Origin of the sequence: Actinoplanes sp. DH11 (assembly GCF_020873875.1) — a bacterium.
In the GTDB taxonomy this organism is placed as follows: Bacteria; Actinomycetota; Actinomycetes; order Mycobacteriales; family Micromonosporaceae; genus Actinoplanes.
The window spans coordinates 67,472-83,036 of record NZ_JAHWGU010000034.1; the positions used below are offsets into that span (position 1 = coordinate 67,472).

Annotated in this window: 14 protein-coding genes; 6 read left to right on the forward strand and 8 right to left on the reverse strand. The window is 72.3% G+C overall.

Annotated elements, in window-relative coordinates; genetic code table 11:
• Positions 1 to 27: 27 nt before the first annotated feature.
• Positions 28 to 1,275, reverse strand: a complete 1,248-nt coding sequence (nhaA, locus tag LPA41_RS35075) for a Na+/H+ antiporter NhaA (protein ID WP_229075551.1) — start codon at positions 1,273 to 1,275, stop codon at positions 28 to 30.
• Positions 1,276 to 1,495: 220 nt separating this feature from the next.
• Here nhaA and LPA41_RS35080 point away from each other — a divergent pair, with 220 nt between their 5' ends.
• Both LPA41_RS35080 and LPA41_RS35085 read left to right on the forward strand, forming a co-directional pair.
• On the forward strand, positions 1,496 to 3,931 hold the full coding sequence (locus LPA41_RS35080) for a phosphoketolase (RefSeq protein WP_229075552.1): 2,436 nt from the start codon (positions 1,496 to 1,498) through the stop codon (positions 3,929 to 3,931).
• 170 nt (positions 3,932 to 4,101) lie between these two features.
• Positions 4,102 to 4,533, forward strand: a complete 432-nt coding sequence (locus LPA41_RS35085) for a peptidoglycan-binding protein (protein ID WP_229075553.1) — start codon at positions 4,102 to 4,104, stop codon at positions 4,531 to 4,533.
• 119 nt (positions 4,534 to 4,652) lie between these two features.
• Here the strand turns inward: LPA41_RS35085 and LPA41_RS35090 are convergent, their stop codons facing one another.
• The 4 genes from LPA41_RS35090 to LPA41_RS35105 all read right to left on the reverse strand — a co-directional run bounded on the left by LPA41_RS35090 (position 4,653) and on the right by LPA41_RS35105 (position 9,081).
• Positions 4,653 to 5,444, reverse strand: a complete 792-nt coding sequence (locus LPA41_RS35090; RefSeq protein WP_229075554.1) for an energy-coupling factor ABC transporter ATP-binding protein — start codon at positions 5,442 to 5,444, stop codon at positions 4,653 to 4,655.
• A 79-nt stretch (positions 5,445 to 5,523) separates the two neighbouring features.
• On the reverse strand, positions 5,524 to 6,288 hold the full coding sequence (gene cbiQ, locus LPA41_RS35095; protein ID WP_229075555.1) for a cobalt ECF transporter T component CbiQ: 765 nt from the start codon (positions 6,286 to 6,288) through the stop codon (positions 5,524 to 5,526).
• Between the two features lie 139 nt (positions 6,289 to 6,427).
• Positions 6,428 to 7,381, reverse strand: coding sequence for a nitroreductase family protein (locus LPA41_RS35100; RefSeq protein ID WP_229075556.1), 954 nt, complete (start codon positions 7,379 to 7,381; stop codon positions 6,428 to 6,430).
• 56 nt (positions 7,382 to 7,437) lie between these two features.
• Positions 7,438 to 9,081 (reverse strand): GAF domain-containing sensor histidine kinase, encoded by a 1,644-nt coding sequence (locus LPA41_RS35105; protein ID WP_229075573.1) that lies wholly within the window; start codon positions 9,079 to 9,081, stop codon positions 7,438 to 7,440.
• A gap of 160 nt (positions 9,082 to 9,241) precedes the next feature.
• On the opposite strand from LPA41_RS35105, the gene LPA41_RS35110 reads away from it, so the two are divergent.
• From LPA41_RS35110 to LPA41_RS35120, 3 genes are all read left to right on the forward strand, one after another.
• Positions 9,242 to 9,883 carry a response regulator transcription factor gene (locus tag LPA41_RS35110; protein WP_229075557.1) on the forward strand — a complete coding sequence of 214 codons (642 nt, stop codon included), beginning with the start codon at positions 9,242 to 9,244 and terminating at the stop codon, positions 9,881 to 9,883.
• Positions 9,884 to 9,955: 72 nt separating this feature from the next.
• Positions 9,956 to 10,381 (forward strand): ATP-binding protein, encoded by a 426-nt coding sequence (locus tag LPA41_RS35115; RefSeq protein WP_229075558.1) that lies wholly within the window; start codon positions 9,956 to 9,958, stop codon positions 10,379 to 10,381.
• Entirely contained in the window at positions 10,378 to 10,755 is a 378-nt protein-coding gene (locus tag LPA41_RS35120; RefSeq protein WP_229075559.1) for an STAS domain-containing protein, read from the forward strand. The genes LPA41_RS35115 and LPA41_RS35120 overlap by 4 nt, the downstream gene beginning before the upstream one ends.
• Positions 10,756 to 10,757: 2 nt before the next feature.
• Here LPA41_RS35120 and LPA41_RS35125 read toward each other — a convergent pair whose 3' ends face one another.
• Both LPA41_RS35125 and LPA41_RS35130 read right to left on the reverse strand, forming a co-directional pair.
• Positions 10,758 to 12,362 (reverse strand): methyl-accepting chemotaxis protein, encoded by a 1,605-nt coding sequence (locus tag LPA41_RS35125; RefSeq protein WP_229075560.1) that lies wholly within the window; start codon positions 12,360 to 12,362, stop codon positions 10,758 to 10,760.
• 71 nt (positions 12,363 to 12,433) lie between these two features.
• Positions 12,434 to 13,621 (reverse strand): cell wall metabolism sensor histidine kinase WalK, encoded by a 1,188-nt coding sequence (locus LPA41_RS35130; RefSeq protein ID WP_229075561.1) that lies wholly within the window; start codon positions 13,619 to 13,621, stop codon positions 12,434 to 12,436.
• Positions 13,622 to 13,809: 188 nt separating this feature from the next.
• Here LPA41_RS35130 and LPA41_RS35135 point away from each other — a divergent pair, with 188 nt between their 5' ends.
• Complete coding sequence (locus LPA41_RS35135; protein ID WP_229075562.1) at positions 13,810 to 15,006, forward strand: response regulator; 1,197 nt, start codon at positions 13,810 to 13,812, stop codon at positions 15,004 to 15,006.
• Here LPA41_RS35135 and LPA41_RS35140 read toward each other — a convergent pair whose 3' ends face one another.
• Positions 15,007 to 15,468 (reverse strand): Hpt domain-containing protein, encoded by a 462-nt coding sequence (locus LPA41_RS35140; RefSeq protein ID WP_229075563.1) that lies wholly within the window; start codon positions 15,466 to 15,468, stop codon positions 15,007 to 15,009.
• Between the last annotated feature and the right edge of the window lie 97 nt (positions 15,469 to 15,565).

A 15,565-nucleotide genomic window follows, 5' to 3' on the forward strand; every position in this document is an offset into this window, starting at 1 on the left:
CAGCGCGGCGCCGGGTGTCCCGCGATGTCAGCGCTGGTAGGCGTCCGGGATGCCGTCGGCGTCGGCGTCGGTCGCCTCCTGCTCGCACAGCCGCCGGTAGTGGCGGTTGCGCACCCGCAGCAGCACCGCGGCCAGCAGCACGGCGATCAGCGACCCGGCGAGCACACCGATCTTCGCCTGCTCGTCGAGTGCGCTGCCGGGGCCGTACGCCAATTCGCTGACCAGCAGGGACACGGTGAAGCCGATGCCGCCCAGCAGGCCCAGTCCCAGCACGTCCCACCAGCTCAGCCCCTCCGCCAGCCGGGCCCGGGTGAAGCGCTGCACCAGCCAGGCCGCGGCCATGATGCCGACCGGCTTGCCGATCACCAGGGCGAGGACCGCGGCGAGGGTGACGGTCGCGCCCAGGCCGGCGCCGCCGCCGATGGTGACGCCGGCGGCGAAGAACGCGAAGACCGGCACCGCGAAGCCGGCGGAGAGCGGCCGCAGCCGGTGCTCGAAGCGGTGCGCGAGGTCGGCGCCGCGGACCGGGACGGTGAAGGCGAGCAGCACGCCGGCGACGGTGGCGTGCACCCCGGACGCGTGCACCAGCGCCCAGGCGGTCACGGCCAGCGGGATCAGCAGCCACCAGCGGGTCACCCCGCGCTGCACCAGCAGGCCGAACGCGGCGATCGCCACCAGCGCCAGCAGCAGCGGGACCGGGTGCAGAGCGGCCGTGTAGACGATCGCGATGATCGTGATGGCGAGCAGGTCGTCGACGACGGCCAGGGTGAGCAGGAACGTGCGCAGGGCACCGGGCAGATGGGTGCTGATCACCCCGAGGGCGGCCAGCGCGAACGCGATGTCGGTCGCGGTCGGCACCGCCCAGCCCCGCATCCCGGCACCGTCGCCGGCACTGATCACGGCCAGGTAGATCAGTGCGGGGGCGAGCATGCCGCCGACTGCGGCCGCGACCGGGAGCGCGGCGCGGCGCAGGTCACGCAGGTCGCCGGCGACGAACTCGCGTTTCAGCTCGAGGCCGGCCACGAAGAAGAAGATCGCCAGCAGCCCGTCGGCGGCCCAGGCGGACAGCGGGAGATCCAGGTGCCATTCCGCCGGGCCGACCCGGAACGCCGCCAGGTCCTGGTAGAAGTCTTTCCATGGGGAGTTCGCCCAGCCCAAGGCCAGCACGGTCGCGGCCAGCAACAGCACGCCACCCACGGTCTCGGCGCGCAGGACGTCGGCGATCCGGCGGGCCTCGGGCCACGACCCGAGGGAGAGCAGGCGGTGCGGCTGCATGGGTGACCTCCGGGAGGGTACGGCGAAGCGAACGCCGACCAGGCTTCCCGGCACACCGCGTGCCACTTTACGCGAGGTTCATCCGCCGGTCGGCGTGAGTGATCAGGAGTGCTGGGTACGGTGACCCAGGGGACAGGGCCGAAGGACCCGTGCCCCGGGCATCGCCCCTCGATACGTTGATCGTGACCGGCAGGACCTCTGACAGAGACGATGGAGAGGATTGACCGTGACCGCCGTTTCGGAGAACCGGGCCAGCGCGCTCGACCATGGTGAGCTCGTGCGCAGACTGGCGGAGCCCGACGAGAAGGAGGTCGCCGGCCTGGACGCCTGGTGGCGGGCGAACAACTACCTGACCATCGGGCAGATCTACCTCCAGGGCAACCCGCTGCTGCGCGAGCCGCTGAGCAATGAGCACATCAAGCCGCGCCTGCTCGGGCACTGGGGGACCAGCCCCGGCCTCTCCTTCGTCTACGCGCACGTCTCCCGGCTGATCAAGATGACCGGGCAGCAGGCGATCTACCTGGCCGGGCCCGGCCACGGCGGCCCGGCGCTCGTCGCCGCCGGATACCTGGAGGGCACCTACTCCGAGGTGTACCCGCAGGTCGCCCAGGACGAGGCCGGCCTGCTGCGGCTGTTCCGGCAGTTCTCCAGCCCTGGCGGCATCCCGAGCCACGTCTCGGTGACCACGCCCGGCTCGATCCACGAGGGTGGCGAGCTCGGTTACGTGCTGGTGCACGCGTTCGGCTCGGTGATGGACAACCCCGACCTGCTCAGCATCGCGGTGGTCGGTGACGGTGAGGCCGAGACCGGCCCGCTGGAGGGTTCCTGGAAGGGCATCTCCTTCATCAACCCCAAGCACGACGGCGCGGTCCTGCCGATCCTGCACCTGAACGGCGCGAAGATCGCCGGACCGACCGTGCTGGCCCGCAAGGACCCGGCCGAGGTGCGCAAGCTGCTCGAGGGCCACGGCTACGAGGTGCTCGAGGTGGGCGGGGACGACCTGCCCGGCATGCACGTGCGGTTCGCCGAGGTGCTGGCGACGGCGTGGGGCAAGATCCGGGCCATCCAGGACGCCGCGCGCACCGGCGACTGGGACGGCGAGCGCCCGCACTGGCCGATGATCATCATGCGTACGCCCAAGGGCTGGACCGGGCCCGAAAAGATCGACGGGATCACCGTGACCGGCACGTGGCGGTCGCACCAGGTGCCGCTCTCCGGGGTCCGGGACAACCCGGAACACCTCCAGGAGCTGGAGAAGTGGCTCCGGTCGTACCGTCCGGAAGAGCTCTTCGACGCCTCCGGCGCGCCCGTGGACCTGGTCAAGGACCTGGCGCCCGACGGTGACCTGCGGATGAGCGCGAGCCCGCACGCCAACGGCGGCCGGCTCACCCGCGATCTCGACCTGCCCGACTTCCGGGACTACGCGGTCGAGGTGAAGCGGCCCGCGCAGGGCCGCGCCGAGTCGACCCGCAAACTCGGCGAGTTCATGCGCGACATCTACGCGCGCAACGACGACCGGTTCCGGCTGTTCTGCCCGGACGAGACGAACAGCAACCGCCTCGGCGCGGTCTTCGAGGTCTCCGACCGCGGCTTCATGGAGTCCGTCACTCCGGACGACGTGAAGATCAGCAACGCCGGCCGGGTCATGGAGGTGCTCTCCGAGCACAACTGCCACGGCTGGCTCGAGGGCTACAACCTGACCGGCCGGCACGGCATGTTCGCCACGTACGAGGCGTTCGCCATGGTCAGCGCCTCGCAGACGATCCAGCACGGCAAGTGGCTGCAGGAGGCGAGCCACCTGCCGTGGCGGGCCAAGGTTCCGAGCCTGAACATCCTGCTCACCTCGACCGCGTGGCGCAACGACCACAACGGCTTCTCGCACCAGGGCCCCGGCCTGATCCAGAACGTGCTGACCCAGCGCGGCGACGTGGCCCGGGTCTACCTGCCGCCGGACGCGAACACCCTGCTCTCCGTCGCCGACCACTGCTTCCGGTCCCGGTCGTACATCAACCTGATCGTGATCGACAAGCAGCCGCAGCTGCAGTGGCTCGACATGGACGCGGCGATCGAGCACGCCACCCGGGGCGCCGGGGTCTGGGACTGGGCCGGCACCGACGACGGCACCACCGACCCGGACATCGTGCTGGCCTGCGCCGGTGACGTCGTGACGATGGAGACCGTGGCGGCCGCGCAGATCCTCAAGGAACGGCTGCCGAACCTGAAGGCGCGCGTGGTGAACGTCGTCGACCTGATGACGCTGCCGCGGCCCAAGGACCACCCGCACGGCATGAGCGAGACGTTCTTCCGGGAGCTGTTCACCGACCACGTCGACGTGGTGTTCGCCTTCCACGGATATCCGGGCGCCATCCACCAGCTGGTCCACGGCCGGCCGGACGCCGACCGGTTCCGGGTGCGCGGCTTCATCGAGCAGGGCACCACCACGACGCCGTTCGACATGACGGTCCGCAACCGGGCGTCCCGCTATCACCTGGTGATCGACGCGATAAACAACGCGCGCCGGCTGCCGACCGGGGCGACCGAGCTCAAGGCGTGGTGCGAGTCGCAGCTGGAGCGCCACGAGCGGTACGTCGTCGAGCACCTGGAGGACATGCCCGAGGTGCGTGACTGGGCGCTGGGGGACTGGGCCGAGAGCTGACCCGTCCGGTGCGGAACCACCCCGGTGTGCGCGTCATCGCGCATCCCGGGGTGGTTTTCTTAAGAATCTGTGGCCGAGACATGTCTCACCCTTTCATTCATCGGCAACGTTGGCGAAAGTGAGGGAAGCGCAACACCCGTCGCTCGACGATGAGGAAGGGGACCCCCTCTATGGCCGCCACGCTGAACCCCTGGCCGACGACCCGGCAGGGCGCCAAGGATCACTCGGTCACCACGCTGCAGTTCCTGTTGCTGGCACACGGTCAGACGGTCACCGTCGACGGCGTCTTCGGCGCGCAGACCGGCGACGCGGTCCGGGCCTTCCAGTGGACCAAGAACCTTCCGGACAACGGGATCGTCTGCCCGGACACCTGGGCGGCCCTGGTCGTCGAGGTCGGTCCGGGCGCGCGGGGCAATGCGGTACGCGGCCTGCAGCGCGAGTTCCGGACCGAGGTGGACGGGGAGTTCGGCCCGGCGACCGAACAGGCCGTGCGCGCGTTCCAGGAGAGCGCCGCGATCCCGGCCGACGGTGTGGCCGGCCGCACCACCTGGCAGGCCCTCGTGGGCGGGGTGCGGTCCGCCTCGATGCGGCAGGCCGCCTGAGCGGTGCCGGTTCCGGGTCCGGCGCTTCCGCTCGAGGCGGCCGGGTCCGGGTCCCGCCTGCGTTCTTTGCGGCTTGCTGGCGGATTGTTGGCGGCTCTTGCGGCGCGGGTCCGCTCGGTCTACGGGTTCTTGCGGCGCGCGGCCAGGGCGGTCATCGCGGCCACCGGGTCGAAGCCGAACGGCAGCTCCAGGCGGTGCGACGCCATCAGCTCGCGGTCGGCCAGCAGCGTCACCGTGCTGCCGTCGGCGACCAGCCGGCCGTCGTCGATGATCACCGAGCGGGGGCACAGCTCCAAGGCGTACGGCAGGTCGTGCGTCACCATCAGCACGGTGACCGGCAGCGACTCGAGGATCTCGGCGAGCTCCCGCCGGCTCGCCGGGTCCAGGTTCGACGACGGCTCGTCGAGGACCAGGATCTCCGGGCGCATCGCCAGCACCGTGGCCACCGCGACCCGGCGCCGCTGCCCGAACGAGAGGTGATGCGGCACCTGGTCGCGGTGCTCCGACATGCCCACGGCGGCCAGGGCCTCGCTCACCCGGTCGTCGAGTTCGGTGCCGCGTACGCCCAGATTCGCCGGGCCGAAAGCGACGTCCTCCGCGACCGTGGGCATGAAGAGCTGGTCGTCGGGGTCCTGGAAGACGATGCCCACCCGGCGGCGGATCTCGGCGATCGCCGCCCGGTCGCCGGGGGTGACGGGCATCCCGGAGATCTCCACCCGCCCGGGCCCGCCGTGCAGGATGCCGTTGAGGTGCAGCACCAGCGTGGTCTTGCCGGCACCGTTCGGCCCGAGCAGGGCGACCCGCTCGCCCGGCGCGAGGCTCAGGTCGACGCCGCGCAGCGCCTCGCGCCCGTCCGGGTAGGCGAAGTGCAGTCCGCTGATGCGCAGGGCCGGTGTGGTCACTCCGATCATGTTAGGAGAGGCCCGGCTCCGGCTCGGCGGTGGTCGCGCGGAGGCGGGGGCCGGGGTGGTGCCGGGGAAGGCTGCCGGCTCAGGTCAGCAGCAGGCCGGCGACGGCGATGCCGGCGGCGGCGACCGGGAGCACCGCCGACAGCGCCCAGTCGCGGCCCGGCGCCGGGCCGCCGGTGATCTGCGGCAGCCGGCCGGTGTACCCGCGCGACAGCATCGCCAGGTAGACCCGCTCGCCGCGCTCGTAGGAGCGCAGGAACAGCGCGCCGACCCCGACCGCGAACGCCTTGACCTGCCAGAGGAAGCGCGGGTCGTAGCCGCGCGAGAGCCGGGCGATCCGCATCCGGCGCGCGTCGTCGGCGAGCACGTCGATGTAGCGCAGCATGAATGTCATGATCTGGGTGAAGACCGGTGGGCAGTGCAGCCGGTCCAGGCCCAGCACCAGGTCACGCATCGTGGTGGTGGCGGCCAGCAGCAGCGAGGCCAGCACGCCCAGGGTGCCCTTCGCGAAGATGTTCCAGGCGCCGTAGAGGCCGTCGACCGAGAGCGACAGGCCCAGCCAGTCCACCCGCTCGCCCTGGCCGGCCAGCGGGAGCGCCACCGCGAGCAGGACGAACGGCAGCTCGATGGTGGCCCGCTTGGCGAGCCAGAGCGCCGGCACACGGGCCAGGACCGCGACACCGGCGATGAGCAGCGCGTAACCGCCGAACGCCGCGAACTCGGTGCGCGGGGTGACCACCACGATCACCGTGAACAGCACCACCGCGACGATCTTGACTTCGGGGGAGAGCCGGTGGATCGGGCTGTCCCGTTCCAGGTGCAGCGGGTGCGCGTGACCGGCGCTCATCCGATGACCGCCGTGCCCTGTGGTGCCATGCCGCCTCCTGGTGCCGTGCCGTGCTGCCGGCGACAGCGCCGTACTGCCGGCCACAGCGTCGTGCCGCTGGTGACAACGCCGTGCCGCCGGCGACAGCATAGGTGCCGGGTCAGTGGCCGAGCACGTCGGCGACGTCCCGGCGTGGTGCGGGATGACCGGGCCGGCCGTAACCGACCCGGATCGCCATCTGCGGGAAACCGGTCCGGCCGAGCGAACGGCGCAGCTGGTCACGGGCCGGCGGCACCTCGATCGGCTGGGAGATCATCGACGCGGACAGCCCGGCGTCGGTGAGCGTCAGCAGCACGTTCTGCAGCGCCTGCCCGGCGATCACCTGGTCCAGCTTCCGGTCGCCCGCGGTGCCGAGGATGCCGATCAATGGCTCCGGCTCGTAGTCGCGGCCCGGCGCCCGCCGCCGGCGCGTGAACACCCGCTGCGGCACCAGGTCCTGCGGCTCCGCGAGCGGGGCACCGGCGGCCACCGGGATCCCGTCCGGCGCCTCCTCGGTGCCGGTCCAGGTGATCAGCTCGGCCTGGTACCGGTGATCGCGGCGCAGCACCCGGTCGGCGCTGTGCGCGATCTCCGAGAAACCGGTGAGCGCGGTCATCCCGACCAGCAGGTCCAGCCAGGCGTTCTCCGACCGGGCCGCCTCGATCAACGCGACGCGCACGTCGGCGGGGACCGGGTCGGGCCAGAACGGGTCCCGGTTGCTGTGCCGGCGCTCGATCGCCGCGTACCTGTCGCGCTCGGCGTAGGTGGGCGGCCGGTGCCGGCCCGGTGTGAGCCGCGCGATCACGCCGGGGTCGTCCGCCGGCAGCAGCCGCACCTCGGCCGGGGTGCCCGCCCAGGCCAGCGCGAGGCGCGCGTTGAAGGTGGCCGCGCCGCAGGCCACGCGCAGCGCCCAGCCGGTGCCGTCGGCCACGCCGAGCCGGCGGGACGGGTCGGCCAGCACCTCGATCCCGCCGTCCCGGAGCCGGAACGACCACGGCTGGGTGTTGTGCATCGAGGGCGCCTGGATCGCGGCCGCGGCGGCGCGGCGCAGGTCCGACTCGTCGTAGCGGTTCACGGCGGTTCTCCTTCGGGCGGTGGTCCTCCCTACCGTGCCGCGCCCGGGCGCCGCCGTTAAGAGTCGAAGGTCCCGAGCGGGACACGCCAGGTGACCAGGGTGCCGCCGCCGTCCGGACCGGGACCGATCTCGAAGGCGCCGCCCAGGTCGTGGGCGCGCTCGCCCATGTTGACCACACCGCCGCGGGCCAGCGCCGGATCCATGCCGACGCCGTCGTCGCGCACCTGGAGGATCAGTTCGCCGCCGGCGACCCGCACCGAGACACGGACGTCGGTGGCGCGGGCGTGCCGGGCCACGTTCGACAACGCCTCCCGCAGCACCGCGGTCAGCTCCGGCACCACGTCGTCGGGGACCGCGCTCTCCACCGGGCCGGAGGTCTCCAGGGCGGGCCGGAACCCGAGGGTCGCGGCGGCGGCGTCGACCGTGTCCCGCAGTTCGGTGCGCAGGGCGGCGCCGACCGGGGCGCGCAGCTCGAAGATCGACCGGCGGATGTCGCGGATGGTGGCGTCGAGGTCGTCGACGGCCGCGTTGATGCGCTTGGCGACGTCCGGCCGGACCGCCTGCGGCGCGGCGGCGGCCTGCAGCTGCATGCCGGTGGCGAAGAGCCGCTGGATGACCACGTCGTGCAGGTCACGGGCGATCCGCTCACGGTCCTCCAGGACTGCCAGCAGCTCGCGCTCCTCCTGGGCGCGGGCCCGCTCCAGGGCCAGCGCGGCCTGGCCGGCGAACGTGGAGAGCAGCACCGCGTCGTCGTCGCCGAACGCGGCCCGTTCCGGCGGCTGGCTGACGATCAGCACACCCTGCGGGATGTCACCGCCGGCGAGCGGGGCGGCCAGCGCCGGGCCGGCGGGCACCGGCCCGGGCCATTCGGCGGCGTCGCGCAGGTCGTCGAGAAACCGGTACGCCTTGCGGCCGAAGTCGCGCACCTGCACCGCGTCCACCGGCAGCACCCGGCCGGTCATGGCGGCGCAGCCCGGGTCGGCACCGTCGGCGACCTCGATGGTGAACCGGGCGTTCTCCTCGTCGTGCAGGAGCACCAGGACCAGTGCGGCGCCGGCCACCTCACGGGCCCGGCGGGCGATCAGGCGCAGCGCCTCGGTCCGCCGGACGGTGCCCAGCAGCACGCCGGTGATCTCGGCGGCCGCCTCCAGCCACCGCTGCCGCCGCTGCGCCAGCTCGTAGAGCCGGGCGTTGTCGATCGCCACACCCGCCGCGGCGGCCAGCGCCACCACGATCTCCTCGTCGTCGTCGCTGAACTGCTCGGCGCCCTGCTTCTCGGCGAGGTAGAGGTTGCCGAAGATCTGCTCGCGGGTGCGCACCGGCACACCGAGGAAGCTGTGCATCGGCGGATGGTGGGGCGGGAAACCGTACGAGTCGGGGTGCTGGGTGATGTCCGGAAGCCGGACCGGCTGCGGGTCGGTGATCAGCACCCCGAGCACACCGCGGCCGTGCGGCAGGTCGCCGATCCGCGCGTGCGCCTCGGCGGGGATGCCGTGCGTGACGAAGTCGGAGAGGCTGTCGTGGCCGGGGGAGAGCACACCGAGGGCGCCGTACTTCGCGCCGGCGAGGGCGCAGGCCGCCTCCACGATCCGTTGCAGCGTGCTGCGCAGGTCGAGGTCGGTGCCGATGCCGACGACCGCGTCGAGCAGGGCGCGCAGCCGCTCCCGGCTGGTCACGATCTCGCCGACCCGGTTCTGCATCTCCTGGAGCAGCTCGTCGAGGCGCACCCGGGAGAGCGGGCTCAGGCCGAGCGAGGGGGGCGGTGCGTCGGACACGGGTCGAGGGTACCGGTGCGCCGGGCCGGTGGCGCGGGACCAATGGCCCTAGGTGCGCGGGCCGGCTGGTTGGTAGGAAGGAGACATGATCCGAGTCTTCCTCCTCGACGACCACGAGGTCGTCCGCCGCGGCCTCGTCGACCTGCTCCAGGCGGGCGGTGACATCGAGGTCGTCGGCGAGTCCGGTTCCGCGCGCGAGGCGGCGGCTCGCATCCCGGCGCTGCGCCCCGACGTGGCGGTCCTGGACGCCCGGCTGCCGGACGGCAACGGCATCGACGTGTGCCGGGACGTGCGGGCCGTCGACTCGTCGATCAAGGGACTGATCCTGACGTCGTACGAGGACGACGAGGCCCTGTTCGCCGCGATCATGGCCGGCGCCTCGGGCTATGTGCTGAAGCAGATCCGCGGCACCGATCTGGTCGACGGGGTGCGCCGGGTCGCCGCCGGACAGTCCCTGTTGGACCCGGCGGTCACCCAGCGGGTCCTGGAGCGGATCCGCAACGGTGTCGAACAGCCCCGCGAGCTGGCGTCCCTGACCGATCAGGAGCGCCGGATCCTGGAGCTCGTGGCGGAGGGCCTGACCAACCGGGAGATCGCCGGCCGGATGTTCCTGGCCGAGAAGACGGTGAAGAACTACGTCTCCAGCCTGCTGGCGAAACTGGGTCTGGAGCGGCGTACCCAGGCGGCGGTGCTGGCGACGAAGCTGCTGGGGGACCACAGTCACTGATGGCGAGGTTTCACATCACCGGTTCGCGGGGTACTGTCCGGCCGCATATCGGTGACTCACGGGGTTTTGCTTATGAGTGTGTTGACCGCCCATCTGGACGTGCCGCTGGACCGCGGCGCTCCCGGCTCCGCCCGCCGGGCAGTCTCGGCGGTGCTGGGCGGCTGGGGCTTCCGCGATCCGGACTGGCTGGACGGTGTTTCCGTCGTGGTCAGCGAGCTGGTCACGAACGCGGTCCGGCACGGCGGTGGCTGTGTGGCGCTGGCCGTGGAGGCCCACGACACGAAGGTGATCGTGTCGGTCGCCGACGGCTCGTCGGTGGTGCCCCGCCGGCGTGACCCGGACGGGGTCGGTGGCCGCGGCATCGCGCTGATCGAGGCGCTGGCGGTCGGCTGGACCGTGGAGAACCACGAGGGCGGCAAGCGCGTGCTGGTCGAATTGCATCCCTGCCCGAACGCCCGCGTCGGCGAGTCCGTGAGCAGCCGCGGAGGTGAGTCGTGAGAATCGTGCGGATCGACGACGGCGCCGTGGTTCGCCTCCAGGTGCGCGGTGAGCTCGATCTGGCCACCACCGACCTGGTGGGTGAGCAGGTGACCCGGGCGCTCGCCGGTGATCCGGTGCCGGACCGGCTGATCGTCGACCTGGGCGGCCTGACGTTCTGCGACTCCTCCGGCATCGACCTGCTGCTCGCCGCCCGGGCCGAGACGGACGCGCGGGGCGTCGAGTTCCGGGTGGCCCGGCCGCGCGGCATCGTGCGGCGGTCCCTGATGGCGACCGGGGTGCTGCGGGCGCTCACCCACGGCACCCCGCTGCCGGCGATGAGCCCGACCGGCCTGGCCGCCGTGTTCGCCCGGCCGGGCGGCGTCGAGGGCTGAGCTCAGACGATGAAGCGGCCGGCGGAGTCGCGCAGGCGGTCGGCGAGCGCCTGAACGTCCTGGGCCGTGCGCGCCGCCAGCCCGACCGCCTCGCGGCTGGACGCGGTGCTGCTCGCGACGCCGGCGATGTTGTTCGCGATGTCGGTGACACCGGCCGCCGCCTCGCCGACGCCCCGGTTCATCTCGGCCGTGGTGGCGCTCTGCTCCTCCACCGCCGACGCGATGGTCGTCTGGTAGTCGCTGATCTGCGTGATGATCCGGCTGATCTCGTCGATCGCGGTGACCGCCTGCCCGGTGTCGTTCTGGATGGCCTCGACACGGCGGGCGATGTCCTCGGTGGCCCGGGCGGTCTCCTGGGCCAAGTCCTTGACCTCGCTGGCGACCACGGCGAAGCCCTTGCCGGCCTCGCCGGCGCGGGCCGCCTCGATGGTGGCGTTGAGGGCGAGCAGGTTGGTCTGCTCGGCGATCGCGGTGATCGTCTTGATCACGTCGCCGATCTGCGCCGAGGAGTCGCCGAGCCGGTTGATCGTGGTGCTGGTGGCCGAGGCCGCGCCGACCGCCTCGGAGGCGACCCGGGCCGCGTCGGCGGCGTTGCGGGAGATCTCGACGATCGCCGAGCCCATCTCGGTGGACCCGGCGGCGACCGTGTTGACGTTGCCGGACACCCCGGCGGCGCTGGCGGCGGCCAGCCCGGCCTGCTGGTCGGCGTCCGCGATGGCGGTGTCGATCTGCGAGCTGACCTGGTGCATCGTCTGGGAGGCGGCGGTCAGCCGGCCACTGTTCTCGAGGATGTCGACGACCGTGGCGCGGACACCGCTGACCGCCTCGTCGACGGCCCGGCTCATCTCGGCCATCTCGTCGGAGCCGGTGGTGTCGACGCGCACGGTCAGGTCACCGCGGGCCATCCCGCGCAGCGCCGAGGCGAGCCGGGCGACCGGGCCGGTGACGCTGCGGGTCACCGCGATCGAGAAGAGCACCGCGGCGACCACGGCAAGGGCGAAGACAACGATCATGAGGGTACGGGCTGACGACGCCTCCGCCCGGGCGTCCGTGGCAGCGGTGTCGGCGCGGGCGGTCACCGAGGCGGCCACCGCGTTGGTGCCCTCGACAATGTCGAAGTAGATGTCGTAGACGCTACCCAGGATGACCTTGCTGGCCTGCTCGGTCTGTCCGGCGTTGAAGAACGCCACCACCTGCTCGTCGGCCTCGCGGTAGTCATCCCACATCGCGCTCAGGTCGTCGAAGATCGCGCGCTCGGCGTCGGTCATGGCGGCGGTGTCCGTCGCGGCCAGCAGGTCGTCCAAGGCGTCGAGCGAGGTCAGGAAGCCGGCCCGGTTCTCGTTGGCGGGGTCGACGGCCTTGACCGGGCTGAGCCGGTACGCGTCCCAGACGTACGCCAGCTGCCAGCCGGAGACGTCGGCGTTGTAGAACTTCTGCTCGGCCACCTGGTGCATCAGGTTCTGCAGCGTGTGCAGGCGTTCGACCGCGTCCCGCTGCCGGGTCAGGCCGAGCGTGCCGACGGCCACGGCGACGCCGAGGAGTACGAGCACCACCGCGAACGCGGCCCCGAGCCGCCCGGCCAGCCGTAACCGTCGCAAGATCGCCATGACATCTCCCGCCTCGAACCGCCCTCGTCAGCCGTTTCGGCAGGATCGGTGCGGTACTGAGCGGTACGTGATCAGACGGGCAGGATCATCCGGACGGTGGTGCCCTGCTCGGCGCCGTCGGAGGTGACCTCCAGGGTGCCGTCGTGCGCCCGGACGATCCGGTCGGCGATGCTCAGGCCGAGCCCGACCCCGGGGACCGCCTGTTCCTGCGCGTGCCGGCCGCGGTAGAAGCGATCGGTCACGTGCGGCAGTTCCCCGGCCGGGATGCCGGCGCCGGAGTCGGCGACCTCGAGACCGTCCGGCCGCACCCGGACCGTGACGGTCGTGCCGGTCACGCTGAACAGCACCGCGTTCTTGATCAACTGTTCGGCCGCCTGGCTGAGCCGGGTGAAGTCGCCGATCACCCGTACCCTCTCGTCCGGGGCCTCGATGACGATGCGCACGTCGCGCTGCTCGGCCAGCGCCCGGCAGGAGGCCGCGCCCGCCTCGGCGACTGCCACCAGGTTGCTGCCGCCGCGCAGCAGCGGCAGCGGCGTCGCCTCCGGACGCGTGCCGGCCAGCAGGTGGTCGACCATCCGCACCAGGCGCTCGCCGTTGCGCCGGATCGGGTCGATCAGCCGCCGGTACGGTGCCAGTTCCTCGTTCTCCACCAGCAGCTCCAGGTAGCCCTGGATGGTGGTGACCGGGGTGCGCAGCTCGTGCGAGACGGTCGCGACGAAGTCCTCCTCCCGGCCGATCGCCCGGGACAGCTCGTCGCCGACCTCGGCCAGCAACAGCCGGTTACGGATCGCCGAGAGGTGCCCGGCCGCCTGCCCGGCCATCGTGGTGAGCAGGTCCAGCTCGCGGTCGCCGATGTCGCGGGGCCGGGTGTCGAGCACGCACATGGTCCCGATCAGGTGCCCGTCCTCGTCCAGCAGCGGCACCCCGGCGTAGAACCGGATGTACGGCGCGCCGACCACGTTCGACCACGTGCGGTAGACCGGGTGCTCCAGCGCGTCCGGGACGATGAGCGCGCTCCGGCCGGCGACCACCTGCCCGCAGAAGGAGGTGTCGAGCGAGCCGCCGTCGGCCGGCATGCCGGTGTTGCCGGCGAACCACTGGTGGTCCCGGTCGACGAGCGTGACGGTGGACATCGGCGTCTCGAGGACCGCACCGGCGAGCCGGGTCAGCTCGTCGAGCACCGCCGGGCGGGGCGCGTCGAGCAACCGGTAACTGCGCACCGCCGCGATACGGGAGTCGTCGTGCCCAGGTGCGGTCATTGGCATCCGTTTCTCGAGGCCGAGGTGCGGCGATGGGCGGAACGTGTAAAGAGATTCGGCGCCGGACGGCAACGGGTTGAGTAGAACACCGCCACGAATCGCAGTACCGCCGAACACTCATCCAGGCGCCGGGGCCAGCCGATTGGTCGGGCGTACCGACACCGTCGCTGAAGAGGTAGGTAACCAGCATGGGGACCGAGCTGTTCCGGTCGGCCGGCGCCGACAACGAGAAGCCCGTGGTGCTGCTCGTTGACGACGAGGAAACCGTGCTGCAGACGCTCGCGCTGCAACTGGGCCGCGAACACCAGCTGCTCACCGCGGGCGACGGTGTCGAGGCGCTGCGGGTGCTCGCCGAGCACGGTCAGGTCGCGGCAGTGGTCAGCGACATGCGGATGCCCGGCATGGACGGCATCGAGCTGCTGCGCCGGATCCAGATCGAGTACCCGGACACCACCCGGGTGCTGCACACCGGGCACGGCGACATCGAGACCGCGATCGCCGCGATCAACTCCGGTGGCGTCTACCGCTACCTGCCGAAGCCCGCCGGCACCGACGAGCTGCGCAGCATCGTCGACGACGCGGTCGCCCGGCACAGCCGCGCGATGGCCGAGCGCGAACTGCTCGACAAGACGCTGCGCACCAGCGTGCAGGCGCTCTTCGGCTGCCTCGAACTGGCCAGCCCGGTGGCGTTCGCCCGGGCCGGCCGGATCCGCGCCCTGGTCGCCGAGCTGTGCCACGAACTGCAGCTCGTCGGGCTCTGGGAGATCGAGGTCGCCGCGATGGCGTCGCAGCTCGGCGCGGTGACCGTGCCGCCGGCGGTGCTGAAGAAGCTGGACCGGGGCGTCGCGCTCGGCCCGGACGAGCAGGCCATGGTCAACGCGATGCCGCGGGCCGCGGTGCGCCTGCTCCGCGACATCCCGATGCTGCACGACGTGGTCGAGATCGTGCAGGGGCTGGCGGGCGAGCCGGCGCCGGAGAGCGGCCGTTCGGCACTTGTCGAGGCCGGGATCAACGTGGTGCGCACCGCCATCGACTTCGAGATAATGGAATCCCGGTCGGCCACCGCCGCGCTGGCGATCGGTGCCCTCGAGGAGCGCGGGGACGGCGCGGCGCATGTGCTGGCCGCGCTGCGCAAGGTCAAGGGCGTCCGGGCGCACCAGGAGGTGGTGAAGTCCGTCCGGATCATGGAGCTGGAGGTCGGCATGCGCCTGGCCGAGGACGTGGTCGCGGTGAACGGGTTGGTCCTGATCGGCCGGGGGACCGTGGCGACCGAGGTGATGCTGGACCGGCTCACCAACTTCGCCCGGGTGGTGGACATCGTCGAGCCGGTCCTGGCGGCGGTGCCGGACTACCACAGGTACCTGGTCCGCAGTCACCGGTCGTAGTCACCGATCGTAGTCGTCGGCCACCTCGGTGACGGCTCGCAGCGTGCCCGTGACCTCGGCACGGATCCGCTGGGCGGTGGTCACCGGGTCCGGCCGCACCCCGGTGCGGGCCTGCGACTCCACGTCGGCGCAGACGGCCGCGAGACCTGTCGCGCCGACGTTGGCGGCCGAGCCCTTGAGAGCGTGCGCCCGCTCCCGCAGCTCCGCCGCCGCCTGGTTCGCCGTGGCGTCCGCCGCGCCGACCGTCGTGCCATCCGTCGCCTGGCCCGCCGTCCCGTCCGCCGCCTCACCCAGCAGCCGGATCACCTCGTCGGCGGCGGCCGGCGTCTTCGCCGTGAAGGAGCGCAGCAACCGCACCAGCAGGGCCCGCTCGTGCGGTTCGGGCTCGCCCTGCGTGATGTCGGCGAGCCGGGCGCGGACCTGCGCCGTCCGGGCGTCGTGAGCGGCCTGCGCGGCGTCCATGAGATCCATGGTGCGCCGCGCCACCGCCGCCCGCCCGGCCTTCGGCGGATCACCCGGCCTCAGCTCGCCCGGGCGCCGCGGAAGGGCCGTGCGGGCG